This is a genomic window from Shimia sp. Alg240-R146 (assembly GCF_947331465.1).
GTDB lineage: Bacteria > Pseudomonadota > Alphaproteobacteria > Rhodobacterales > Rhodobacteraceae > Shimia.
Genome location: NZ_CAMZOK010000003.1, coordinates 356,534 through 380,465, shown reverse-complemented (window position 1 = coordinate 380,465; position 23,932 = coordinate 356,534). Strand labels below are relative to the sequence as shown.

Here is a 23,932-nt window from a genome sequence, read left to right as displayed (position 1 = left end):
TTATTCGATCCCGAAATAGGCGCGGGAGATATCCTCGCGCGACACAGTGTCAGAGCCGCCTTCCAGCGACACGCGTCCTTCTTGCAAGCAGTAAACCCTTGAGGACACAGACAGCGCCTTGGTGATGTCTTGCTCGACAATGATGGCGCTCATGCCTTCGCCGATGATGCCAGGCAGAGCTTTGTAGATGTCTTTGATGATCACGGGCGCGAGGCCGAGGCTGATCTCGTCAAACAAAATCAAGTCGGGATTGGCCATTAAGGCACGCCCAATGGCTACCATCTGTTGCTGCCCACCCGAAAGTGACGTTGATTGCTGATCTTTACGCTCATCCAGAATGGGGAAGAGTTTATAGACGGCGTCCAGGTTCCACGGCCCTTTGCGCCCGACTTGTGCCCCGATCATCAGGTTCTCTTTGACCGAGAGCGACGGGAAAAGTTGCCGTCCCTCTGGCACCATTGCAATGCCGCGCATGGCAATTTCGTCCGCCCGCAGGCCGCCAATATCAACGCTGTTGTGGCTGATCTGGCCGGGCCCACTTTTGAGAAGGCCTGTGATGGCGCGCATCAGCGTGGTTTTTCCTGCTCCGTTCGCGCCGATGATGGCGAGCACTTCGCCAGCGTCGATGTGCATGTCCACGCCATAAAGCGCTTGGAAATCGCCATAGTGGGCATCAAGCCCGGTCATGTTTAAAAGAGCATCAGGCATCAGCTTCGATCCCCAGATAAATCTCTTTGACTTGCGGGCTTTCCATGATGGTCTTTGGATCGCCATCAGCAATCAGCTTGCCGAAATCAACCACGATCAGACGGTCCACCACGGAGAGCAGCGCGTGCACGACGTGTTCGATCCAAATGATGGTCACGCCGCTGGCGTGAATGTCTTTTATGGTGTGAATCAACGACTGACATTCCGCCTCAGTCAGGCCGCCTGCAATTTCATCCAGCAAAAGGAGGTCCGGTTTTGTGCAGAGCGCGCGGGTGAGTTCCAACCGCTTGCGCTCCAGAAGCGTCAAGCTGCCGGCCAAAACGTTGGCTTTCCCCATCAACTCGGTTTGCTCCAGCACTTCGATACAGTGGGCTTCTGCCGCGTGGCCATGGAGACCCGCCGATTGTGTGGCCGCGATCATTGCGTTCTCAAACACTGTCATACCAGAGAACGGTTGCGGTACCTGAAAGCTGCGTGCGATGCCTGCGTGGCTGCGCCGCGCGGCGCTCCAGCCTGAGATGTCTTTGCCTGCAAACTCGATGCGCCCGCTGTTTGCTTTGAGCGTGCCGGTGATCAGGTTGAACATCGAGGTTTTGCCTGCACCATTGGGGCCCAAAATCCCAAGCGCTTCTCCGCGTTGCACCTCATAGCTTTGATTGTCCGCAACAGTGACGGCACCAAATGCTTTTTTGAGGTTTTGGAGTTTTAGGATTGCTGTCATCCGGACTGCTTTCTTGAAGTAAATCCGCGGCGCCAAAAAAGGTATGGCGCCGCGCAAATGCGTTAGCCGAGCAGTTTAAGGTCGGCTGTCACAGGGATTTGAGGTGCCGCCGAATTGGCGACGATTTCCAGCTCAAATCCGCTGTCGCCCTTCTGCCACTGACCTGCGACTAGAGGCGTCTTGGTGACGTTGTTGATCGGGCCGTTGGACCAATCGACAGGACCTACAATTGTATCTAGCTGGGTGCCGGCAATTGCGGCCGTGATTGCCTCGGGATCTTCAAGATCTGCGGCGCGTTTCACCACATCTGCCACCACTTCAAACAGCGCGTGCTTAAAGCCGATCGGCTGCGTCCAGGGGCGACCGCTGTCTGCGGTATAGCCCATGGCCAGTTCTTTGGCCGAAGCGCCCGTCAGTGAAGAGGCAAACGGATGGTTTGGTGACCACCAAACCTCGGAGCTGAGCCCGTCGCCGCGATCTCCAAGGCTTTCGATGACGGATGGGAACAACAGCGCCTTGCCGATCGTCACGATCTTGGGATTAAAGCCCTGCTGGGCCGCCTGCGCCCAGAACGTGGCAAAATCTGGTGGGATCATATTGCCGGTGACGATTTCACAGCCAGCCTCTTTGAAGGCCGCAATATAGTTTGAGAAATCATCTGACAGCGGTTGATACCGACCCGGATCGATCAAGTCATAACCGGCTGCCGCCAAGGGCGTGGGCAGGCCTAGTTCCGGATGTCCCCACGCATTGCCGTCTGCGTCGTTGGGAAACAGCCCGCCGACATTTTTGGCGACGCCGCTGCCGCCCCACATGTCAAGGAACGCCCCGATGACGTCCTCTAGTCCCCAGAAGAAGTGATACGTTGAGGCAAAGCCTTCGCCGGGTACGCCATTGCGGCCAAAGAAATATGGCTGCCACGGGCAATCGGTTGTGATGCACGGCACCTCGTTGATCTCGGCCTGATCGGCGACGGGGTTCACGGTGTCCGGCGTTGAAGCAGCGACAATGATGTCGACTTCTTCGCCAAGGATCAGATCCGCGGCCACTTCGGCGGCGCGGTTCGGGTTGGATTGACTGTCCTTGGAGATGATCTCTACGTTCCAGTTTTTGCCGTTGTTTTGCAAACCGGACGACAGCGCGGCCTCAATTCCCTTTAGCACAAAATCGTCGGCCTCGGCAAAACCGGCCAGCGGGCCGGTGCGTGGGCTGACATGGCCGATTTTGAGCGTTGGCGTGGCAGCATAGGCCCGCGTTGATTTGAGTAACGCAGGCGCAGCAATCGCTGCTGTTGCACCCGTCAGGAACGCTCGCCGCGTAGTTGTTTTGAATATCTTGGTCATGTGGTGGTCCTCCCTTATCCCCAGCCTCCCCGCCGGGGTTTCTGATTTATGTTTCCAGAATGGTCTCTAGTTTGGTCAGATGGCTGGCGACCCTCGCCCGCACATCGTCGGCTTCCTGCTGGGTCCAGGTGCGGAACCCCTGGCCTGATTTCATGCCAAGCTTGCCGGCCTCGACCAGCCCTTGCAGATACGGCGAAGGGCCTTGTCTCGCTTCGAGATCAAAGAGCACGTTTTCGTGGATATCGAGCGTCAGATCCGTGCCCACCAGATCGGCGTTCTCCAACGGGCCAAGCACGGCCAGACGTCGACCAAAACTGGATTTGATCACCGTATCTACGGCCTCGGCGTCGCAAATTCCGTTTTCCACAAGGCTCACCGCCTCGCGCCACAGCGCATGTTGCAAGCGATTGCCAATGAAACCCGGCACATCTTTGGCAACCATCACCGGAGTTTTTCCAGCGTCGGCCAGCAGATCGAACATGGTCTGCGCGACCACCCTGTCCGTCCATTCGGTTTTCACAACTTCGACAAGCGGGATCATGTGTGGCGGGTTCCACCAATGGGTGCCAACTGCGCGCCTTTTCAAACGCAGATCGCTCATGATCTCTGTGATCGGCATCACCGACGTGTTGGACGCCAGAATGCAATCATCCGGCGCGTGCGCTTCGATCTCTGCGAAAATCGCTTTCTTCAGCGCCATCTTTTCAGGCGCCGCTTCAAACACCACGTCGGCTGTTGCGACAGCTTCGGGAGTGCTCGCTTTGACAATGATACACGCCAAAGCGGCTGGTAATTCACTGTCTGCGCAGCCCATGGCGGCCATGCTTTGGGCAATACGGTCTTTGACGGACTCACGCGCCGCGTCGACTGGGTCAGTGATCATCACTTTGTGACCCGCCCGCGCCAATGTGAGCGCGATACCGTGACCCATCAGGCCGGCGCCGATTACCGCGATGTTTTTGCTCGTCCCCATGGGTCAGCCCGCCGTATATCCACCGTCGGCATACAAAATATGCCCGGTGTAAAAATCGGATGCCTTGGAGGCGAGGAACAGCAGCGGCCCGGCCAGGTCTTCTGGCTCGCCCAGCCGTCCTTTGGGGACACGTGCGAGAAACCCGTTGCGTACTTTGGTAGCTTCTTCGGTGTCTTCGTACATCCACGCCGTCAGCGGTGATCTGAAGACGGTTGGCGCAATGGCGTTGACGGTGATCCCTGCGGGACCAAGTTCACAACCAAGCGCTTTGGTGATGCCGTCCACTGCCGCCTTTGACGCGCAATAGGCGGTATACCCAGCAGGATGACCCAGCAAGCCGCGCGCGGAGGATACGAGCACGATCTTGCCGCCGTCGCCTTGGGTTTTCATCTGTGCAGCAGCCGCGCGGGCCAATAGCCAGCTTTGTGTGACATTGGCGTCCATAACGGCGCTGAAATCTGACGGCGTCATGTCATTGATCAACGCCACTTTGTTCATGCCAGAGGCAACAACGAGGATATCAAGCCGCCCAAAACCCGTCACCGCTTCGGCGATCAGCGCCTCACAAGCGTCTTCATCGTTAGGGCGGGTGTTTACGGTTACAACAGCCGCACCGATCTCGCGGCATTCTGCGGCGATCTCATCCAGCGCGGTCTGGTTGCCAGCGGCCAATACAAGGTTGCAGCCCGATCCGGCCAAAATGCGTGCCGCAACCATGCCAAAAGCGCCGGACGCGCCAGTGATCAGGGCGACGTTGTCGTTCACGTCAAACATTGAAAGCGGGTTCATGGCTTATGCCTCTTGATTGGTTTCTGGCGGATAGGGGATCACAACGAGCATGGTGCAGGTGTCATTGCGCCGGTTTTCGATCTTGCGGATCTCGCCTGGCGGAATGGTGCAGCTGTCGTGTTTGCAGAGCGTGGTTTCGACGCCATCTATGATTACGGTCATCTCGCCATCGAGCACGACATAGACCTTCTCAAATGGGGTGGCGTCCGGACCAGCACCGCCGCCGGGCAAAAATTGGCTAAATCCAACCCATTGGTTGGTGGGGCCGCCTTCTTCAAACCCCTGCAATCGCAGCCCGTGACAACCGAAATGGTTGGGGGCCTCGTAGGGCTGAGCATCCTGAAAGCGTTTTACGTGCATCTGCGCATTCCTTCGAAAAAGGCCGCCGCCTAGGCGGCGGCCAGTTGGGAGTGGTGTTGCTTAGAAGTCTTCGCCTGGTTCGATGCGGTAGCCTTGGCCTTTGTCCATCATCGCCACGAGGCGAATGATGCAGCCGTCGCCGCGATCCCAGTTCCAAGGGAAGAACGCAAAGGTGCAGCGTTTTCCGGTGACCGCATCCAGATCGCCGCCGACATTCTCGATGCCGAGAATTCCCTTTGAGAACAGAAGGTTGTGAACAGGTTCCCACTCGGGGAAATCAACGTCCCAAGGAACGCCGCCGGACCATTCGAGATATTCTTGCTCAAGATGCGGCAAGATCGGGCCGTTGCGTTGTGGACCGATCGCAGTCGCCAAGGGGTGGTCATTGGCCTGTGTATCGTGGCCGACAACTTTCACACCCTTTTCGATCATCCATTCAGCGGCAGAGGACACGAGGCCGGGGCAATAGGCAAAATAGTCGCCGTCCTCATATTGCTTGTGCCAGCCGGTGTTGATGATCAACACATCACCCGGGCGGATCGCGTGACCGCACGCTTTCTCAAGGTCGTCGCCCGTGATCTTCTCCCACTTCTTTTTGGGGATCGACACAACCAGGCCGGACCCAAAGAAATGCGGCAGCGGTACTTCGTCGATGAACGGTGTGCCGGGGACAACGTGGGCCGGCGCGTCGATATGCGTGGTCACGTGCATTGTGGTGGTGATTGTTTGGCTCAGAACACCGGACTTCGCCATGTAGTGCTTCCGGTCAATCTGAACGTCTTTGAAATAGGGCCAGTTCGGGCACTGGAACCCATAGCGGTGGCTGAGGTTATAAAACTCCAGCCCCATGTCGTTGTCAGTGTTTCCCTGAAACTCGATGCCACGAACTTCAACCATTGGGCACATCTCCTCTGTTCGCCGACCAGCGGCGTTTTCGATTGCAAAATGTCAGGGTGGCTCCTCCCACCTGTCTCGCATAGTGATGCATATGCACCGTATCGCGGTCAACAAGTAAATCACAATACGGTTGACATGACCCGCATTGCGGTACAGTAGTGTGTAGCGTGACGAAGTAAGAGGCGCGTACATTTTCTAGCGATCGAGAATTTAAGTGACTGATACAGAAGACAAAAACTCTAGATCTGGAATTCAGGTCATTGCCCGTGCCGCAGCAGTCCTGCGAATCTTGAAGGACGCTCAAACAGGAATGAGCCTTGGCCAAATCGCGGAACGCGTTGGCTTGCCCCGCTCTACGGTACAGAGAATCACGAGCGCTTTGGCCGAAGAAAACCTTGTCATCGCCGCGCCTCAGGGACGTGGATTGATTTTAGGCCCCGAATTTTCGTCGCTCGCGGGCGCTGCCCCTTACAACATTGTCGAGCATTGCCGCCTGTTGCTGACTGAATTGACGCACAAGACCGGTGAAACTGCTGACCTCGCTGTCATGCGTGGCATTGGTATGGTGTTCTTGGACCAGGTTCCCGGGACGCATCGTTTGACTACGGTTTCGCAGGTCGGTGAGGTCTTTCCTTTGACCACCACGGCGAATGGCAAAGCGTGTTTGGCGCGCCTTCCGCGAGAGGAGGCAATTCCGCTCATTCAAAATGAATGGAGCCGAAACGGCATGGTTTGCGACATTGAGGTTTTCTTACGCGATCTGGAGAAGGTCGAAAGCGATGGCCTTGCCTATGATTTGGACGAGCATTCCGGTGGCGTGTCTGCAATCGGCTTTGCCTTTGAAGACTGGGCCGGAGATTTGCATGCCATTTCGGTGCCCGTACCTTCGTCGCGCTACGATGAACAAAAAGCGATAATCGAGCGGGCATTGCGCGAAACTGCGGCCAACATTCAGGCGACATTCGACTGAAAAAGAGGTTTCCGGGCCGTTCTTTCGGGAACATCGCTTTGTGTTATATCGTCGGCGTTTTGGGCGGCTGTTTGACGGACCTTAGAACATCCGGTCGCCGGCCTCGTCCGCCAACGCTTCGCCTTTGAGGTTAGGTTTGTCGATCACGATATTATCCAGCGAAAAGTCGAGGCCTTCTTTCTCGCTCCATTTGGCGGGGACTTGCAGGCCCATTTTAAGGTCAGGCCCAAACCGTCCGAGTTCACGTTCGCCCAAATTCCATTTCTTTTCGCCGAGGTAATCCACGCCTGCGGCGAGTTCCGCCCAGGCGGTGAAGACCAGCACCGGCTGAACGGATGCCTTGCCGAGTGCGTCGACCTCAAGTCCCTGCGCCTTGCTCCATCCTACGTCGACCTGCATGGAGGCATCCGCCCGCAGGCCTGCTTCGGCGTCGATCCCGATGGTGCCGCGCGCATAAAGGGCTGTAGCGCGCGCTATCAGGCTGACGTTGACGCCAAGGATCAATGCGGCATAGGCCGACATTTCAAAGGTGGTTGTGCCGGTCACCACCGCCTCATCGGGTTTGTCGAGATCCATTTCGGCAGTGATCTTGGAATTGGTAAGTTTGCCGGGGCCAACATAAGCGGTGTAGCTGAAAGACCCACCAACACGTCCCTTTATGCCGACGGAAACAGGGCCGACGCCAACGGAAAAAATCGGGAACTCCGGGCTGTTGAGGCTGAGGAGGGGTTTGTTGGGTGAGAAGTCCTTCTTGGGAAACAGCGGGTAGTCTTTGGCCAACGCGATTTCGCCGCGCAGGATGATGCCGGCCTCGGGCGTCAGTTCTATTCCGGCCGTGCCTTTGATAATTTCACCAAAGGTGATGGTGGCGGAGCCTTTGCCATAGACCCTGTAGTCGTCGACCGGAGGGCCATCAATGATGTTGCCCTCGTCATCCATCGGCGCGTTTGTCGCCGTGAAAGACATCTCACCGGTTGCGGGCCCTTTGGCCACTTTGATGTTGCCGTGCACCACGACCTTTTCGCCGTCCACCGCAACTTTGACCTGACCAGTGGCACCGGCGATGTCGAGATCCGCCAAGCCCCCGCCGCCAAACCGCCATTCACCGCTTTCAGGATCGCGTGAGGCATAAAGAGACGCTTTTGCGGATTTCACACCGGGGATGTTGGCAACCGGCAAGGGGATGTTGTCGGCGCCCAGCTTCAGGCCTTCCTCTTTGGTGTAAGTCATCGACACCACGGTGCCTGAAAGCGGTCCTTTGAGCGTGACTTCGCCGTTGCCGGTCACCGCCTCACGCGAGAATGTCGCCAGAAAGCGTCCGCCGCTGACGCCCGGAAGTTTGCCATCACCAATGGCCGTGTCGAGGGTCAGTTTCAGGGTGTCGTCGGCAAGGTTGTATTCAACACCGGCCTCGGTCTTGTCGAGGAAATCAATATCGAAATTGAACGTGCCGGCGAGAATGGTGTTGCCATCCTCTACGCGCGCCTCAACCGTGCCGCTGCCGAGTTGATCGACTTCAAGCGCGGCCATGCCCATGAGGAAGGCGCCGTTTTCGCCAACGCCAATACGGATGCTGGCCTGTGTGACCGTGACTGGGCCGAGGCTAAGTTTGTCAAACGGCACAGGGAAATCGATGAAAATGTCGGTGCCCAGAAGGTGGATGGGGAAATTGAACCCCTTGAGTAATTCCTTAGTGGCGAGCACGGAGCCTGTCGCATAAAGCAAGCCGTTTTCGTTGATGCCGCCTTCTTCAAAAGTGATGGGGCTGGTGTTGTTGACATGCGGCTTTAGGGCCCTGATCGCGCGTGTCAGATTGCCAGTGTCCATCAGACCCGAGTAGCCGCCGCCCTCCATCGCCGAGACCTGAATGCCGTCCTCCCCGCCAAGCATGGTTTCGTAGCGGTTGCCCTGATCATCCACCAACGCCTTGCCACGTTTGCGTCGAAAGGCCTTGCCGCTGATGTTTGTGATGTAGGGGGTTTTGATGTCTGCCGGATTGACCGTAGCCGAAACAAAATCAAAGCCGCCCAAAAAGCCTTCGGCGCGGCCGTCGGGCGCGACAGAGCCGTCCTTTTTGACCTTGAAACGCCTGCGAAAGCCCCCGCCCGCACCAAAGAAGAGATTGACGTAATCGGGCGTCACCGGATTGCCGTTTTCGTCGGTTGTTTTGATGCCTTCCTGTATCAGCTGCGGGTGTTCCATGACCTCGAGGTGTTCAAGGTGCTTGCCTTCCTTGATGTCACTGGCAAGCCAGTAGGCACCTTTCTGGCTTTTGATACTGAGGTCCTTGTACCCTTTGAATTTCACCTGCCACGTACCGGTTTGATTGCCTTTCGCAAGGCCCTCGTACGTCGGTTTCTTTGTGGCGCCGCCGTCCCCGAACAACCCCTTTTTGTCAATCGCTGCGATGCCATCGCCGATGTCACCTTCGAGCGCGTTAGCGATCTTGGCGCCGGAGCTGCGGTTGGCTGATGCGTTTAGCAGCCAGAAGTTCTCAAACGCGTCTTTGCCACCGAGTTGCAGTTCCATCGAGTGGTCGACGTCAAAGCCAAAGCTGGGTTTTTTGCCGTGTTCGTCCCAATGCGGGATCTTCAGGCTTTTGCTGTCGGCCAGCTGCTCGACCGTGCCAAAGAGGATTTTGCGCGCGTTAGAGGCGCGCTCCTTGTCCATCTTCAGATAGAAGATGCGCTCACCGCCTGGCCCGTTCAAAGCGTGTTTGTCGTCCCAGTTTTTGACCTTTTCCGGGATCAGACCAATCAAAGAGTTTTCAATTTCGCCTTCGGCTGCATTCAGGAATAGGTTTTTGGCCCATTCGCTGCTGGCATAGGTGTCGCGTGCGGTCGCGCCTTTGAACTCAAAACCGTCCGGCCCCATCGGGCTGCCTTTGGCCGACACACCGGGATGAGCGAAGTCGGAGGCGCCTTTGTATTTTCCACGAATTTTCGGCACGCGGAGGTGTTTGAATTCGATGGTGCCGCCGCCGTCCGGCTTTGGCGTGAACGTGCCGCTGTTGTTTCTGGTTGAAAAAGGTTTGGGAGAGAAATCGCGTTCTTCTTCTTTGTCCTTAGAGGTGTCAGCGGGAGCGGGTGCCCGCTGTATCGCGGTGGTTTGGGCCAATGCACCCAGGCCACGTTGTTGTTCGGTGTGCACCAGTTCGTGGGCCAGAAGGTGCTGCCCCGCGGGTGTGGCTGGCTGATATTGGCCTGCGCCGAAAAACACGTCACGCCCGACGGTGAAGGCATGTGCGCCGACATCTTTGGCGGCTTGAGCGGATCGGGCGTTGTTGTGAACGCGTACATCCCCCAGCCGCGTGCCCAGACCACGCTCCATGCCGCCGCGCACATTGGGCGCAAGTTTCTGACCACCTGCCGCGCGCATCTGCGCAATCGCGCCTTCGGCTCGCTGGGGCGCGACGCCGGGACCGGAGGATGATTTCTGGACCGCGGTGTCCTCTTCGTCTTCGACCTTTTTGGCTTTGGATTTCATGTCCGACTGCGTAGGTGGGCCCGCGCTCATGCGTTGCACCGCGTTGCCGGTCAGGCGTGAAATCCCCGGCGCGGCGGCCGGGGCGGAGGTGTTGCCGTGTGCAAGCGCACGGTCCGCGAGGCGGTCGGCTTCCTGCTCGTAGCGGTCCCGAGACGGACCAATCGCCAGTTTGGGCTGCACGACCGGCGCCGTTTTGGCGGGGCGGGCAACCTCTGGCTTTTGTTGCAGGAGGGCGACGCGTTTGTTCACCGGTTGCTCCTATTGCATGGCTTTCGAAATCCGCTGAATTGCAGCGTGGAGCGCCCGCACCTGAGGATCTGACAGCGCGGGAACCATGGTTTGCAAATTCGCCGGGTCCATCTTGGAGACGGCTGCCAGCCGTTTTGCAGTATTCAGTTTGGCCGCGGATTGAAGCGCCGACAGGTGATCCTGTGTTAACTTCGCTTTCCTGATTTCAGGGGCAAAGGCGAGGCTTGTCAGGAAGACGTCGATGTTGGCTTTGGCTTTGCCAGTGCCCACCGTAATGTCGATGGTTCGGGTCTTGTCGAACGGCGCTTTTGCTGCGGGGGCCTGGTCCAGGATCTGTCCTGCGTTGACAGGCTTGCGGGCGTATTTGATCGTGCCGATGGACAGATCATGCTGCGATAGCTGTGCTGCCACGTCTGCGAATTTTGAGCCAGTGAGGGTCGGGGTGGTGTCGGTCTCGTCTTCCGATGGTTTCACGGGGTCCGACTTTTTGGGACCGGTTGACACAAACAGGGTAATCACGCTGTCGCGCGGGACGGTTTCTGCGGCTGCGGGAGTGTGTTTGACGACGATGCCTTTGGCATAGCTGTCGCTCTCGATGTCTATAACTTTGACGTCAAGATTGGCGCCTGTCAGGCTGATCAACGCATCTGCTAGGGTCATTGATTTGAGCTGAGGCACGGTCACTGGTTTGGGCGTGTCGGCTGGCGCAGTAGGCTCGACTTTGGGGGTCTTGGTCGCGGTGTCTTTGGCCACATCAAGTTCGAGAAATCCGGTTGGTGTTTTCGCCAGCGGGGCGTCTTTCAGGATACCGCCAGTACCGTCGGACACGACGAGGCGCAGGTCAGCGGCCGCAGCTTTTTCGGCCTGAAGCACAAAGCTGCCGGCGGCGTTGGTCACCGTATGGCCCTGAGACGTGCCGTGTTTGTCGACAAGGTCAAGCCGCAGGCCTGCTTTGCCCAGACCATGTTCGGCAAGACGCCCCTGAACGATTGTGGCACCTTCGGCCGGGCGATGATCGGGCACTTGTTCGCGTTGCATTTGAACCTCGATGGCATTGGTCTGCGTCATCAACGCGCGCAGCTTGGTGTGCAGTGCTTCGGCTTTTTCAGGTTTGCCCCGCGCTTGGGCGCGTTGTGCATCACGGATGATTTGCCGGGCGCGGGCGCGCTCAAAGGTGCTGCCGATGCGCATCGCACCAACGCGGGAGATCGCGTTGATTTCCGGAAGCGCGCTTAGTTCGGCAAAAGTCTCGGTGTCTTCTGTGGGCGTGGCGCTGCGTTTCATGATTATCTCCTGGTGTCCGAATTGGTTTTCGCCTTGAGGAATGCGTAGCCTCCGAGCCGGTAATCGAGGTTATCGTGCAGCTGTGAGCGCAGGTTTTTTTCGGGTGTTTCTGAGGGGCCATCCGATTTTATGCAGGCGTCGAAGTTACACTGTTCCTCGCCGTCCTGTGCGCCAACGCAGAGGCAAACCACGGTGCCCCTTGGTACGCAAAGGCCCGCTGGAATGTCTTGACTTAGAACGCGACCAAAGAATTCCGGACTTTCAACTTTGCGGAAGACGTAGCAGGCGCTCAGGCCTGAATCTTGCAAGCTTTTTACGATGTCCTCTTGTTTCCAATGTTTGCCTTCCTTGATGGGCTCTGAGTAGTCATGCAGGCGCACGTGGTCTTTGTTGTTGCACGGGTCCAGCGTGGGCCAAGGCGTGCCGCCTGTGTCGACCGGGTCCGGCGTGCCGCCTGTGTCGACCGGGTCCGGCGTGCCTCCTGTATCGACCGGGTCCGGTGTGCCGCCTGTATCGACCGGGTCCGGCGTGCCTCCTGTATCGACCGGGTCCGGCGTGCCTCCTGTATCGACCGGGTCTGGCGTGCCTCCTGTATCGACCGGGTCTGGCGTGCCGCCTGTATCGACTGGATCTGGGGTGCCACCTGTGTCGGTCTGAACATCGTCGGGAAAGCCACCGCCGACCGTCAGGTCGCCGAGATATTTACCGATGCGTTCGCAAAACAACCCGTTGCTGTCCGGAAAGAGCTTGGCAAGGATGGCTTCGCCGACAGACTGGTTCATGTTCGCGTAGACATAAGGCGGGCCGGGATCAAAAAAGGAAGTAGCCAGAAAGCAATGTGTGCCTTGGTTAGAGACCTGATTGGCCAGAATGAGCGAATACGCCCAGCCGGAAAACAGCCCCTGTCCCAAGCTTTCTTGCATCCGGTTGCCGCACATGCGGACGGTGGCGCCAAGCCCCATGCAGTTGACCAGTGCCTGAGGCGACTGCCGGTCGATTTCAAGTTGGTTGTCTGCGACGCTGACGTCGTCAAGGCTGCTGATAAGAACCGAGCTGGTGATGCGCCCATTGGAGGTCGCCTTGGGCATCAGGTTGACCTGATTGTCGTTGAACAAGGTCTCGCCGCCGACGCGCCATTCCACGTCGTTGTCTTGTCCGAAAATGTCGGTGAATTCCTCCAACCAGGCGACATTGAAGACGGACACCGCAGAGCCGCCCAAGACCTCGATGGCGATTTCAGCCAAGGCAACCGACGCGCTGGCGAGGGATTCACGCGACATGCCAGTGATCAGCAGGAGCGACGCCATGCCGGCGCTGATGCCGGGGCCCGCCGCGGAGCCGCCAAGGAGCCGCGCGAGGAGCAGGGCGAAGAGGGACGGGTCGCGGAACGTGCCGTTCATGCGGTTGTTGGCGACCATCACCGGACCCAGAGCAACCACCTTCAGCGCTTGGCCGTTGGGACTGTCGATGAAGTTTTGGGACATGCAGAGCGCAGCTTTGCGTGAGGCAACCGCGCCATCCGTTTCGAGACGGGCGTTTTCGTAGCGGGTCACGCACCAGCCGATATTGACGCCGCCAAAGCGACCCGGCGCGTCTGCGCCCGCCAAGCCATTGTTGTAGATCTCGTTATTGTGCAAATCGGCGCCTTCGGCATAGAGCACAAAGACTCCGCAGATGGGCGCCTCGCTGTGGGTGCCGTTGTCGCAGATGCGGTTTCGGTCGATCACCAGATCATCCACCGCAGCAAGAGTGATACCGCCAAAGCCTTGCGTGTAGGCGCGGGTCAGCCCCGGTGTGCTGAGATCGCCGGTCAGGTTGTTGCAAATGACGTTGTCAGTGATGCGCACATCGGAGAGCGAGATATAGTCTTCGTTCTGGGACAGGTCGAAGAAATAGAACACCGAAATGCCCGACAATCCCATGTCGCTGATGGTGTTGCGCTCGATCGTCAGAGAGTCGATGTCGCCGCCCGAGACCGGCTCCCAGGTTAGGTCGACCGAGACGGATGGTGGCGTAATGCCGAAGTCAAAAACAAAGCATCCAGCCGCGTTGATGGTCACATCAAACCACCAGGTCCATGGGGTCACCGAGATCGTACTGTCGCTTGCCTCCCATTCGATGTGGCCCAGCGTGACGCCATTGCCTTTGCCGCCGATGATGTCGTTGTCGCGGATGATCACATCGCTTGAGGTGCCGCCGATATGCAGGCCCCCCATGGGGCGGATTTCGGCGCCGATGGTGCCGTCCAGATCGATGCGGTTGTGCGTGATTTTTACATCGTCGCCCAAGACAAACACCGCTGGGTGAATGCCGGAAAGCGGATTTACGGACCGCGACATGGTCAGGGCGCGCATTTGAACATGGCTGTCGTGGATCACCGTTTCGTCGCAGCCGTTCAGCCAGACCGCCGCCTGATCGCGGCCACGGATGACCATATTGGTTAGCGTGATCTGCGAGGAAAGTTCATCCACCGGTGTGGGGCCAGCTTCGGCACCTGCTCGGATCGTCGTCAAGCTGTCGGAACGGATATCAAAGCCGGTGAGCTTGATGTTCGAGCAGCCTTGCAAAGTAAGAGCTGCTGCGTCCGGCTCGGCTTGCCAGATCGTTTCGGGGCCGCAGCCCGAAAAGGTGATGTTGTCGCGGTTCACCAAAGCGACGCTTTCGGTGAAGGTGCCGCGCAACAGGCAAATCTTGCCGCCAGAGAGTGGCAGCCGCGCAATCGCGTCGGCGATGGAATTGGTGTCGCCGTGGCTTTTCTCGCCGTCGCCCACCGTGACTTCGCAGCAGGTTTGAATATGGCACAGTTTGCGGAACTTTTCGCGGCAGTCGTGGACAATCGGGGGCAACTCGCCCGCGACGGCCTCTGGCGTCCATTCGATGATCGCGAGCGGGGTCACATGACGTTCCGGACCCAAAGGTGGGGCAGGTGGCGGCGTTTCTATTGTGTCATCCATCAATCGCCATGGGGTGACGATGTCGGGTGCGTTGGGGCGGGCCGCAACAACCCAAAAGTCGCCCGCAAGACCGTAGACCGCGTCGGTTTCGCGGCGGAAGCGGACTTGCAAGCCTGTGTCGCCCAGCGTGATGTCGGTGGAGGAAAGATCGGTCTCACCGAGGGGGGGCGCAAGATCGGGAATGAGGTGGTCCGGCGCGTCGGCGTTTCCGGTGCCGCCGGTCCAGACGCGTAGATAGAAATAGGTGGGCGCGTCGGTGTCCATCGGGTTGATGTAGTCTGCGCCTTCGGCACCGAACCAAGCGTTCCACGCCGGATCGAGATCATGATCGATCAGGATTTGCTTTGTTGACGGGTCGAAATCGCTGGCGATATTGGCCAGAACGCCCATTGGCTCCGCAACTTTCTCGCCGTTGGGCAGCTGCGTGTTCCAGCGCAGTAGCTCAACAGATTGACCCGCGAGAGGGTGGGCGTGCGTGTCGCGCGGCAAGGTGATGAAGGTGACCTGTGTGCGCGGTGGCTCTGGTGGATCTGCGTCTTCGTCGCCGGGAATTGGATCGAGTCTTACGCGGTAGAGATGCGAGGCGTTGTCGCGACCCCAAATGAACCGGTTTGGCGCGGTAAGTTTGACGCGGAAGGTTTCGTTCTCCGCCCCCAGGTAGCCGCCTTGGACCTGCGGCGCGCAGAGATCGTCGGTGACGCCGATATCGGTGAAATCCACGGTCAGACCAGCGGCGCTGCGCAGGGCTTTGGTGTCTGGATCAAAAGTCAGACCTGCAAAGGTGTCTTGCATTGACTGGGTGCATGTCGATGCGCTGTTTTGAACCACCTGTACCCGTGCCATGCGGCGGCGACGGCCAGCGCCATCGGCACCACCGAGTGCGCGTTCGAGCAGTTCGCTGTCTTCAGTCGCGCTGACGTCTTGCTCCCACGCGTCCAGATAGAGGAAATCGAATTGTTCAGCTTCGGCCAGCGTTGGCAGGCTCTCTGGCCCCTGGCCGCGTTGCAGCCAGTCGGGTTGCTGCATCAACGTGGTGTTGGTCAGGTTGTCATAGCGCCGCCCGCCGATCCAAAAGGTGCCTTTGGCGATGTCGAAGTCATAGTCCGCCAGCCCCTCGAAAAGCCCGTCGCCATCCGCGTCGTCACCGGTTACGGAAATCTTGAAGCCGTCATCCGGCGTGCCTCCGGCGCAAATCAGGTCCTGCACCATACGGCGCAGCTCTTCGGCCTGAAGATCGGTGCCTTCGTTGAGTTCGCTGTCAAGCGGAACGCGGCCCTGTTGTTGTCGCAGGGAAACGTAATTCTTCGCCCGCTGAAAAGATTCTCTTGTAATATCATGTGCCACTGCGACGCCCTCCTTCAGGTTTCGAAGACAAGCTGGGTAATTGTGTTGATCGTGGTGAACTCGGACAATTTGTAGACAAGGTCATCACGCTTGATCGGGTCGAGCGCGCTGTTGTTGGCGCCCATTTCGGATGTGTTTTCCGCCCCACGCCGAATGGCGTCAGGGACGGTTTCGCTGAGTTGAACAAAATCCGGATCGCCAAACCGGCGGCTGAGGAACGTGTTGCGGGGCAGGCCATCGGCAAAGCCGACGGAGCGATAGGCGCCTGCCAGTCCAATTGCTTCGGTTTCGTGTGCCGCGCTGTAGCGAAAGCAGCTGCCTTGTTGATCCAGCGCCTGCACGGTGCCCTCGATCAAGCTGTCCTCGATCAGGTAACGGGCGGCGGAAATATCGCCGATGACGGTGCAGCGCGCCATTTCCAGAAACAGATTGCGACCGAGGAAAGCCGGCGTTGCGCGGCGGCCGCGCAGGATGCTGTCAAACATGCAGACCCGTGTACCGCTGCAATGGCCAAAGGCGTCGAGCGCTTCCTCGATCGGGCCTGTAACACACCGATCAAGGATGATCTGGTCGATACCGCCTTCGATCCTGAGCCGCACAAAGGGCAGCATGAAAACCTGATTGGCTGTCACCTGCGCCCGCCGCCCGCCCGGGTCGAGCGTCATGTTGCGTAGCGTGACGCTGCCGAAGTCTCCGGCAAGTACGATGTCGCAGGCCATTGGCGCGGCACCTGCCACGTTTTCTTCGGTCTGGCCTTCGGCAATCATGCCAAACCAAAGCCCGTCAAGCGTGATGTGCGCGCCATCAGGCCCGTTGATGACAAAGCGCCGCGCGCCGTCCACTGTTGCGCTTTCCAAACGGATATATGGGCGTTCACCATTGCGGGCCTGAAGATGAAGGTCCCCAGTCAGGGTCAGATCGGTGTTGGGGCTGTGGAGATAGGTTCGGCTGTCCGCGATCTGGCGCGTGCCTGTTGTGGGCAAAGTGAACGTCGTGACCGGCAAGTGCGGGCCTGCGTCAACCGCGCCCGGGGCCGCCCAATCTGTGGCTTGTGTCAAAAGTCCTGCGCTGCGCTCGTGTGTGCCGGCGCCAACGGGCCAGAAGCGACCCTCATAGAAGCGGCGGCTGTGCAGGTCTGCCTCGGCACCCTCTGTCAGCGCGCGGCCGTTGGCCGGATCAACCAGCGTTTCCACCCAGGTTTCAGTGGTGGGCACGTCGGTGATCCAATCGGCGAGATTGCCAGCCACCAGAGCGGCGGCATCCAGCGAGGGTGTAGGCACCGGTCCAAGCGCGAGGTCGATCACACCGTCAGCGACCAGTTGGCCGCGGTTGCTGGTCTCGGTCAGGGGGGCGGTCATCAAGGCCTGACCTTCGGCCAAGGTCAACCTGGCGGCGGGGTTATTGGTTGCTTGCTGTTTGAGGCCCAATGCGCGGTCAATCAGAGCTGCCGCCGTGCGGAAGGATTGCCCTTCAAGCGGCGTCAAGGCTGCCAGCCCGACAGTGTCCAACGCGGCGCGGGACAGATCGTAGCGTCCGTCGTTGTAGAGGCGGCAGCTAAGCGGTTGGCGCAACTGCCATTCCTCGCCGGTTTTGCAGCCGTCGTTTGCCGGTTGGCCAGGAATGAAGAGCGGGCAATCCCGCCCGGATGGGTCGAGCGTATAGCGCCCGCCGCCAAAGCTGTGTGGCGTCACGTTGTTCAGCTCAAACGCGGATTGGCGGAAGATGTGCAAATTTACTTTGGGGGTGTTGTAGCGCCCGTCACGGCCGCGCAGTTGGCGGAAATCAGGCAAGTGCGCGACATCGTCAAACGGGCCATAGGCGGTGTCGCCGACGCGGGCGTGGGTCAGGCGGGCCAACCCGTGTTGCGGTGTTGCGCTGATTGGGCCGATGGGGGCGGGGCAATCCAGACTGTGCCAATTGCGGAACAGGCGCTTGAAGGCTTCTTGCGGGACCGCGTCCCAACCGGCAATGTCATCGGCCAGCATCGCCAGAAGCGCGACCGTACCGGCCATGCGGCGATATTTGATTGTGTTGGCCACATCAGCGCGTCGACCAGCCGTGTTCTGTTCCGAAATCAGACGTGTGCCGAACAGCTCACCAATATAAGGGATTGCCCAGTCGTCACAGTCTTCGATGCTGCTGTCAGCCCACAGGCGATCAACGCTTCGACGGCTGTCTGCTACGGCCTCACCCAGCACATCGACCAAAGCCCTGAGCGCATCAGGGGAGGCGGATTTGGGATCTTCGTCGCGATAGATCGCTGGGATCAAACGCCAGATTTTCTCGGCATAATATGCGTCATAGCCGTCTTGGGCGGTGCGCAGGGAGGATGTTTCGCCAATGGCCATCAGAGCACGCTGATCCTTCTGCTGAAGTCAAAATAACTGCCGGCGCTGGAACTCATCGCCCAATCAAGCTCGCTGCCGTCCACCCGCAGTGACGGCACGCTGGCGACGCCGGGCACGGTCTGAATGGCTTTCACGAGGGCGGACCGGTAGAGCACGCCGCCGATGGGCACAGCCGAGAGGGCCAGCGTTTCGTCGGCCAGTCGGGCTTCGACGGCGGCTTTGGTGTCGGCGCTGTTATGATCGGGATGCACAAGAACACTGATCAGCAACCACTTTTCCAATCCGGTGGCGATTGTGACCTCAACGGGGGTGTCGTCGGCGGCCATGCTGATCAGCCAGTCACGCAATGCCACATGATCCAGGCCGCCGTCCTCGATCACCCAGACCGTCACAACAGCACGTTGCTGCGTGGCATCCCAAGCCCAGCCTGCGGCGGTGTTGAGCACGCCCGGATAGCCCGCTGCAAGCGCTTCGAAATCCTGCACTGATACGGCTTTGCCCAGTGCCAAAACTTTGGCGGGGGCGTTGGTTCTGATTTCGGAGGCGGCCTCGGCGTCGGCGCCGCCTGTGGCCGGAAGCGGGTTGAGAACGCGGCGAATGCCTTTGACCGGTTTTGCCATCTGCTTGATCGTTCCGGGCGGCGGTTTGGCAGCGCCCGCGCCCCAGCGATAATCGGCCACGACATTTTCTACACCGGTCGTTGGGCGTTCACCGCGCAGGCCATCCCCGAAGATCACCGAGGTTTTGCCATCGTCTGCTTCTTCCAGCACGTAGACGCGGTCTTCTGGCCGGGCGGTGTAGAGCGTTTCTGCGCGGTTCCAGCGGATGCCGTCAACGTAGACGTCAATCAGAGGGCGGAGGCCGTTCGGCTGGGAGGGGTCTTCGATCCAGCTCAGTGGGGCTTTCTTCAGTTGGAACCGGTTGTCGGGGCGCGCGGCGTCGGCAGAGCCGAGCACTTCGCCCCCCACACTTTCGCCGCGCACGGCCGTCACGACATTGCCAAAGACCTTGAGCGGCGCCACGAGAGGTGCGTCAAAAGCGGGTCGGCTGAGATTGGGGAGCAGGCTGTAGTCACGGCGGAGGGCATCGCGCATGACCTCGCCGTCGATGCTTTCGCCTGTCGGATTTCGGCCCTGAACGACAAAGGGGCCACCTTCTGCTTGATCCAGCCGCACGTCAGGTTGCTTCAGGCTGGCTTCGCCGCCGAGATCCTGAAGCGTCACTTCGGTCTTGGCTGGTGCGCGCAGGGCGCCGATGCGGATCGGGTTGAAATGGACGCGGTAGTCGGTGTGCTCGGTCAACACACCTGCCGCGAAACCTGCGTGGGTGATTTCGCTGGCCGGCGCGGTGATCGCGGGCTCGGAGGCAATAGCAAGTGCGAGGTCTTGGCGTGCAACGCTAGATATTTCAAAAGGATACAGTCCCGTTGGCGTTTCCAGAACGGCAAGTTCCATGGCCTTGAGCTGCGGGTATAGCCCATCAAGCACCAGCTTGTTGGCGACGAATGTGTGGGTCAGGGGCGACTTTGAGGCGGTCAGCCCCATTAGGCGCATCTGGACATCAGACAGCGTGGTGCCGTCAGTCGGGGAAAAAGGCGTTTCCAGAGTAACTTCGGTAAAGACACGGTCGTCGGGCCCAATGAATTTGGACACGCCGCCGATCTGGCTGGCGTGGGTGGGAACGCCGCCCACACGGAAGGCCAGAATACCACGTTTTGGCACGCCGTTGTCTTTGGGACGCAGCAGAATACGACCGGGGTAGATATCGGCCTCAATTGGATCGAGGTGCCAGATATTGCGCGCGGGCTGCGCGACATGCCGCGTCAGGGTTTCAAACACTTGGGGCGGTTCGTCCTCAAAGCCTTCGGAGCGGAAGCCGGTGCGGGCGGGCATGGGAACGTGGGAGCGCCCGTCGGCTTCAACCACCAGATCCGCCTTGGCCGACAGCGCTGGGCGGGGTTTGTAGCCAATCAGGCTGGTGATGCGCTTGGTGGTTTTGTCGCGTTGGGCGGTGTCGAGGTAGAATTCGCCAGCAATTTCGGCATCATAAAACCGGGTCACGTCAGCGACATAGGCCCACATATCCAGCAGCATGACGCCAAGGTCCTGTTGGCCATCAGTGCTCCATCCTGCAAGGCTTGGTTGACGGGCGACGGAAGACAGCAGCGCGCGGCGCACCTCGGCGAAGCCGCGATCCTGGAGGGGCAAGCGGGTCAGACCTGCGGGGATATCAGGGCAGGGACTGGTCGGGTCGGTATCACAGGGACAGGTTGCCATCAGCCGCCTCCATGGGTTGAGACCGCGAGGGTGCCGCGCTCGGGGCGGGCTGCATCGTTGGCCAATTGCAGGATCTGATGTGGGGCGACGGTCAGGCGGCTGGGCATGGGTTCAAAGGATCCGCGGCCGCGACGGCGTATGAGGATGCTTTCGACGGCGCGTACGCCAGGGACGCATTGTACGGCGGTTTCCAGAGTGGAGCGCAGCAAGGGCGTCCCGAAGGTGAAGTTGTCGGGGTGGAAAAAGGCATCCGCGCCTCGCGTCAGCCGGCGGGTGATCGCGCGTTGCAGTTTGGCGTTGGTGGCTTGTGGCTGTGCACAGACGTCGATTTCGATATCGATTGGCACCGCCATGGGGTCGCGCAAACAGACTTGACGGCCTGCCATGCGCACACAATCCAGTTCTGCGCGCACGCTGTTGCGCATGTTGTCCGTCAGGGTCTGGCTGCCCAACGGGTCGACAGCAGCGAAATCGGTGGTCCATGTGCCGGTCCAACGGGCGGTGGCGTTGGCTTGTTGAACGTCATCGCGGCGTTCCAGAATGGTGCGGTAATCCGCGCTTTGGACAGCACGTTTCAAGATGGCGCGGAAGGCTTCGGGGGCATTCAGGCGGACGGTGTCGGCGGTTTCCGGTGCGCGGGCGTTGCGGATCGGAAAGGGGTTGGTCACCGCTGTGATCTCGGGCGTGGGTGGCGGTGTTTCCGGCAAGGATGTGTGCGTTACGCTGTCGGCGGGCAGGTTGGCGGCGACGCCCGGCGCTGTGAGGTAGCGCAAATGAAAGACTGTGCCTTCGGGTGGGCTCACGCCGAAATCGCGGTCGCCGAAGCGGATAGTGAAACCACTATTGCTGGCATAGTCATCCAGCACCACGTCCCCTTCGGGGCGGTGAAATCTTGCGACTTCGGACCAAAGACCGTGTTCCAATGTAAACTGCCGATCCTCGGCATCCCCGCGCAGGGTGGTTTCGACAAACGCCCATTCCTGAGCCCCGATGGGGGTGGCGAAGGTGACCTCGTTAGGCGTGGTCAGATCTGGGACGACCTCATAAAGCGCCATGTGCGGTTCTTGACCACCTGCGCTGGGCGCCCATGCCACACCGGTGTCGTCAGACCCTGTCAGACCAAACCGAAGGATCACACCGCGCCCGCCCGCGGCGCAGGCGCCTTCGCGTTCGCTGGCGCGGGGCAGGTCGGTGAGCTTGCGGGTCTGAGCCGCGTCCGCGCCGACAAAGCCGGCCATTAGCGCCGTGTCGTCGCCCACGCGGAACGACTGCGTGACGGTTTCGCCTGCAACGAAACGGCAGGTGTTGAGGTGGGCCGTCGCCTCGTGGATCGGCATCTCGAACGGCAGCGCCTCGGCCTTGTCCCAGAACACTTCGCACAGTTCCGTGCCCGCTGGGGCAAGCAGATCGTCATAGGGTTCAGTCCGCGAGATGGTCACAGCCCACGCGCGGTTCGGTTCATCAGGCGCGTTGAGGCCAGAGCGTAGGATCATGCGCCGACCTTCCCAAAAACGGGCTGGTGTCAGTGTGCCGACCGGCGTTTGCAACGCGGTTGGAACATCGATTTGCAGACAAGCGCTGGTGGCGCCGATCGGCAAGCACGGCGACGCGCTGTCTGGCAGATAGAGGTCGACAGTGTTCCAATCGGGGTGTGCCCAGAGGTCTTCGGTGGCTTCAAATGGAATGGCGCCGGTGTCTTCGCGCAGAGCAAAAGCCCGCGCGGGTAGGCCACCGTCCACGCCGGTGGCAGCGCGCAATGTGGTGCCGACGTTCACAGAAACCGCCAACTCAGTTTGCGCGGCCTCGCCGTGGTCGATCTCATAGTCCACAAGGCGGGCCAGCTGGGCCACGCTTTTGCGCTGGGTGGCGGTTTTCAAATAGGCCTCGGCGGCGTAGCGATCCTGTGTGTAGGCCAACTCGTCGCCAAGATGGGCGAGTATTTCCAGCACCATCATTGCCTGATCAGCTTCGACGCGGGCTTCCCACTCGCCATAGTATTGCGCCGCGAAGTCCAGCAAAGCCCCGCGCAACGAGGTGAAATCCCGCGCAAGATAGTCGATGGCCACGGCGGGCGCATCCTCGTCCGGACAGTCGCAGTCGGTTTTGCAATCGGTTCCGGTGGGGCAGGCTTGTTTGAAGGAAAAGTCCACCTCGTCAAAGAAGCGATCCACAAATGTGTGGTCAAAGGTGAGCGTAAAAATCGCGGCGCTGCCGGGTTCGTCGACCGTGATTTCGAGGGCTTGGCGTTGATCGCCGTTGAAGTCCGCATCAATCCAAGTGGCGGAGGCGACATCGATTTCCTCGCCGGTTTCTTTGGCAACAATAGAGAGCCGTTCCAGCGCGGTGGCGGTCAGGTCGGTGCCGGTATTGGCGTTGGGAAAGCGTCGGGTGGCGAGGTTGTCGGGATCGACAACGTCGCGCGGATTCACCAGAAAGAACAGGCGCAGCACATCCTGTGTCGTGTGATCCACGACCTGTACAAAATCCAGCCCGGTCACAGGAGGTGGGGTTTGCAGGCAAATGCGGGTTCTGCGCGAAAGCTCTGTCATCAGCTGGCAAGCTCCACATTCAGGAAGCGTCGCTCACCTGTGGCGATGACGGAGTAATGCACTTCGACAAACAAGGTTGCATCCTCTGCGCGGGCCTCAACGTTTGCCACTTTGATGAAATTGGCGAGCCACCGCGTGAGAGCCTGATAAACAAGAGCCTTGCTGTAGGTTGCCGCAGAGCCGGAAGCTCCATTAAAGAGCATCGCGCGCAGGCTTGAGCCAAAGGTCGGTCTGTTGATCCGCTCCCCCTGATCGGTCAACAAGACCTGTCGGATCAGTTGTTTTATGTAAGCGTCGTAGTCGGATTCTTCACGCGCCCGGGCAGACCCAGGGTCGATCGAAAACGGGAAGGACAGAGTATTAAGTTGACTCATAGCGCTTTGACCCCACTGTCGGATTGGTTGAGCTTTAGAGGGCCGGTAGGGGAGGGCGCGCCGGACACGCCGGCGCCCGCGGAGGCTGTGGTCAGCATCGGCAGGCCGTTGATTTTGCAACGCAGGGTGCCCATCACCCATGCACCGGTCACCGAGACGCCGGAAAAGGTTGGCACATCGGTCACGAGGCCAATCGTGCCAAGCGCCGTGGATACGGTTTGGTTGGCGCTGACGACAGAGGAGGCTGGAGAACTGCTGCTGTCGGCCACCGCATTTTCGATTGCATCAACTGGATTTCCCATTGCGA

Annotated in this window: 16 protein-coding genes; 1 reads left to right on the top strand and 15 read right to left on the bottom strand. The window is 59.5% G+C overall.

What is annotated here, in order from left to right; genetic code table 11:
- The 7 genes from PG871_RS17420 to PG871_RS17390 form a co-directional block, all read right to left on the bottom strand.
- On the bottom strand, positions 1 to 708 hold the full coding sequence (locus PG871_RS17420; RefSeq protein WP_270731655.1) for an ABC transporter ATP-binding protein: 708 nt from the start codon (positions 706 to 708) through the stop codon (positions 1 to 3).
- Positions 701 to 1,429, bottom strand: coding sequence for an ABC transporter ATP-binding protein (locus PG871_RS17415; protein ID WP_270731652.1), 729 nt, complete (start codon positions 1,427 to 1,429; stop codon positions 701 to 703). Before PG871_RS17415 ends, PG871_RS17420 begins: the two co-directional genes overlap by 8 nt.
- Positions 1,430 to 1,491: 62 nt before the next feature.
- Positions 1,492 to 2,772, bottom strand: a complete 1,281-nt coding sequence (locus PG871_RS17410; RefSeq protein ID WP_270731650.1) for an ABC transporter substrate-binding protein — start codon at positions 2,770 to 2,772, stop codon at positions 1,492 to 1,494.
- 46 nt (positions 2,773 to 2,818) lie between these two features.
- Positions 2,819 to 3,745: a 3-hydroxyacyl-CoA dehydrogenase family protein gene (locus PG871_RS17405; RefSeq protein WP_270731647.1), complete on the bottom strand. Its 927-nt coding sequence runs from the start codon at positions 3,743 to 3,745 to the stop codon at positions 2,819 to 2,821.
- A gap of 3 nt (positions 3,746 to 3,748) precedes the next feature.
- Entirely contained in the window at positions 3,749 to 4,534 is a 786-nt protein-coding gene (locus PG871_RS17400) for an SDR family NAD(P)-dependent oxidoreductase (RefSeq protein ID WP_270731645.1), read from the bottom strand.
- Positions 4,535 to 4,537: 3 nt separating this feature from the next.
- Positions 4,538 to 4,894, bottom strand: a complete 357-nt coding sequence (locus tag PG871_RS17395; protein ID WP_270731643.1) for a cupin domain-containing protein — start codon at positions 4,892 to 4,894, stop codon at positions 4,538 to 4,540.
- Between the two features lie 60 nt (positions 4,895 to 4,954).
- On the bottom strand, positions 4,955 to 5,791 hold the full coding sequence (locus PG871_RS17390) for a cyclase family protein (protein ID WP_270731640.1): 837 nt from the start codon (positions 5,789 to 5,791) through the stop codon (positions 4,955 to 4,957).
- Positions 5,792 to 6,005: 214 nt separating this feature from the next.
- Here PG871_RS17390 and PG871_RS17385 point away from each other — a divergent pair, with 214 nt between their 5' ends.
- Positions 6,006 to 6,761, top strand: coding sequence for an IclR family transcriptional regulator (locus tag PG871_RS17385; RefSeq protein ID WP_270731636.1), 756 nt, complete (start codon positions 6,006 to 6,008; stop codon positions 6,759 to 6,761).
- 81 nt (positions 6,762 to 6,842) lie between these two features.
- Here PG871_RS17385 and PG871_RS17380 read toward each other — a convergent pair whose 3' ends face one another.
- Genes PG871_RS17380 through PG871_RS17345 form a run of 8 tightly spaced genes read right to left on the bottom strand, consistent with a single transcriptional unit; the run spans position 6,843 to position 23,927 of the window.
- Positions 6,843 to 10,496 (bottom strand): eCIS core domain-containing protein, encoded by a 3,654-nt coding sequence (locus tag PG871_RS17380; protein WP_270731634.1) that lies wholly within the window; start codon positions 10,494 to 10,496, stop codon positions 6,843 to 6,845.
- A gap of 9 nt (positions 10,497 to 10,505) precedes the next feature.
- The gene (locus PG871_RS17375) at positions 10,506 to 11,780 is read right to left on the bottom strand and encodes a PASTA domain-containing protein (RefSeq protein ID WP_270731632.1); all 1,275 of its coding nucleotides are present in this window, start codon (positions 11,778 to 11,780) and stop codon (positions 10,506 to 10,508) included.
- Between the two features lie 2 nt (positions 11,781 to 11,782).
- Positions 11,783 to 16,078 carry a DUF6519 domain-containing protein gene (locus PG871_RS17370; protein ID WP_270731630.1) on the bottom strand — a complete coding sequence of 1,432 codons (4,296 nt, stop codon included), beginning with the start codon at positions 16,076 to 16,078 and terminating at the stop codon, positions 11,783 to 11,785.
- Between the two features lie 14 nt (positions 16,079 to 16,092).
- Positions 16,093 to 18,426, bottom strand: coding sequence for a hypothetical protein (locus PG871_RS17365; protein ID WP_270731628.1), 2,334 nt, complete (start codon positions 18,424 to 18,426; stop codon positions 16,093 to 16,095).
- Positions 18,426 to 20,702, bottom strand: a complete 2,277-nt coding sequence (locus PG871_RS17360) for a hypothetical protein (protein WP_270731626.1) — start codon at positions 20,700 to 20,702, stop codon at positions 18,426 to 18,428. The genes PG871_RS17365 and PG871_RS17360 overlap by 1 nt, the downstream gene beginning before the upstream one ends.
- A complete protein-coding gene (locus PG871_RS17355) occupies positions 20,702 to 23,251 on the bottom strand; it encodes a hypothetical protein (RefSeq protein ID WP_270731624.1) in 2,550 nt (849 codons plus the stop codon). The genes PG871_RS17360 and PG871_RS17355 overlap by 1 nt, the downstream gene beginning before the upstream one ends.
- Positions 23,251 to 23,625: a GPW/gp25 family protein gene (locus PG871_RS17350; RefSeq protein WP_270731622.1), complete on the bottom strand. Its 375-nt coding sequence runs from the start codon at positions 23,623 to 23,625 to the stop codon at positions 23,251 to 23,253. The genes PG871_RS17355 and PG871_RS17350 overlap by 1 nt, the downstream gene beginning before the upstream one ends.
- Positions 23,622 to 23,927 (bottom strand): hypothetical protein, encoded by a 306-nt coding sequence (locus PG871_RS17345; RefSeq protein ID WP_270731620.1) that lies wholly within the window; start codon positions 23,925 to 23,927, stop codon positions 23,622 to 23,624. The genes PG871_RS17350 and PG871_RS17345 overlap by 4 nt, the downstream gene beginning before the upstream one ends.
- Positions 23,928 to 23,932: the final 5 nt, after the last annotated feature.

Coding starts and splice junctions, on each gene's coding strand:
- PG871_RS17420 (WP_270731655.1), bottom strand. CDS start 708: ATGCCTGATGCTCTTTTAAACATGACCGGGCTTGATGCCCACTATGGC.
- PG871_RS17415 (WP_270731652.1), bottom strand. CDS start 1,429: ATGACAGCAATCCTAAAACTCCAAAACCTCAAAAAAGCATTTGGTGCC.
- PG871_RS17410 (WP_270731650.1), bottom strand. CDS start 2,772: ATGACCAAGATATTCAAAACAACTACGCGGCGAGCGTTCCTGACGGGT.
- PG871_RS17405 (WP_270731647.1), bottom strand. CDS start 3,745: ATGGGGACGAGCAAAAACATCGCGGTAATCGGCGCCGGCCTGATGGGT.
- PG871_RS17400 (WP_270731645.1), bottom strand. CDS start 4,534: ATGAACCCGCTTTCAATGTTTGACGTGAACGACAACGTCGCCCTGATC.
- PG871_RS17395 (WP_270731643.1), bottom strand. CDS start 4,894: ATGCACGTAAAACGCTTTCAGGATGCTCAGCCCTACGAGGCCCCCAAC.
- PG871_RS17390 (WP_270731640.1), bottom strand. CDS start 5,791: ATGGTTGAAGTTCGTGGCATCGAGTTTCAGGGAAACACTGACAACGAC.
- PG871_RS17375 (WP_270731632.1), bottom strand. CDS start 11,780: ATGAAACGCAGCGCCACGCCCACAGAAGACACCGAGACTTTTGCCGAA.
- PG871_RS17365 (WP_270731628.1), bottom strand. CDS start 18,426: ATGGCCATTGGCGAAACATCCTCCCTGCGCACCGCCCAAGACGGCTAT.
- PG871_RS17360 (WP_270731626.1), bottom strand. CDS start 20,702: ATGGCAACCTGTCCCTGTGATACCGACCCGACCAGTCCCTGCCCTGAT.
- PG871_RS17355 (WP_270731624.1), bottom strand. CDS start 23,251: ATGACAGAGCTTTCGCGCAGAACCCGCATTTGCCTGCAAACCCCACCT.
- PG871_RS17350 (WP_270731622.1), bottom strand. CDS start 23,625: ATGAGTCAACTTAATACTCTGTCCTTCCCGTTTTCGATCGACCCTGGG.
- PG871_RS17345 (WP_270731620.1), bottom strand. CDS start 23,927: ATGGGAAATCCAGTTGATGCAATCGAAAATGCGGTGGCCGACAGCAGC.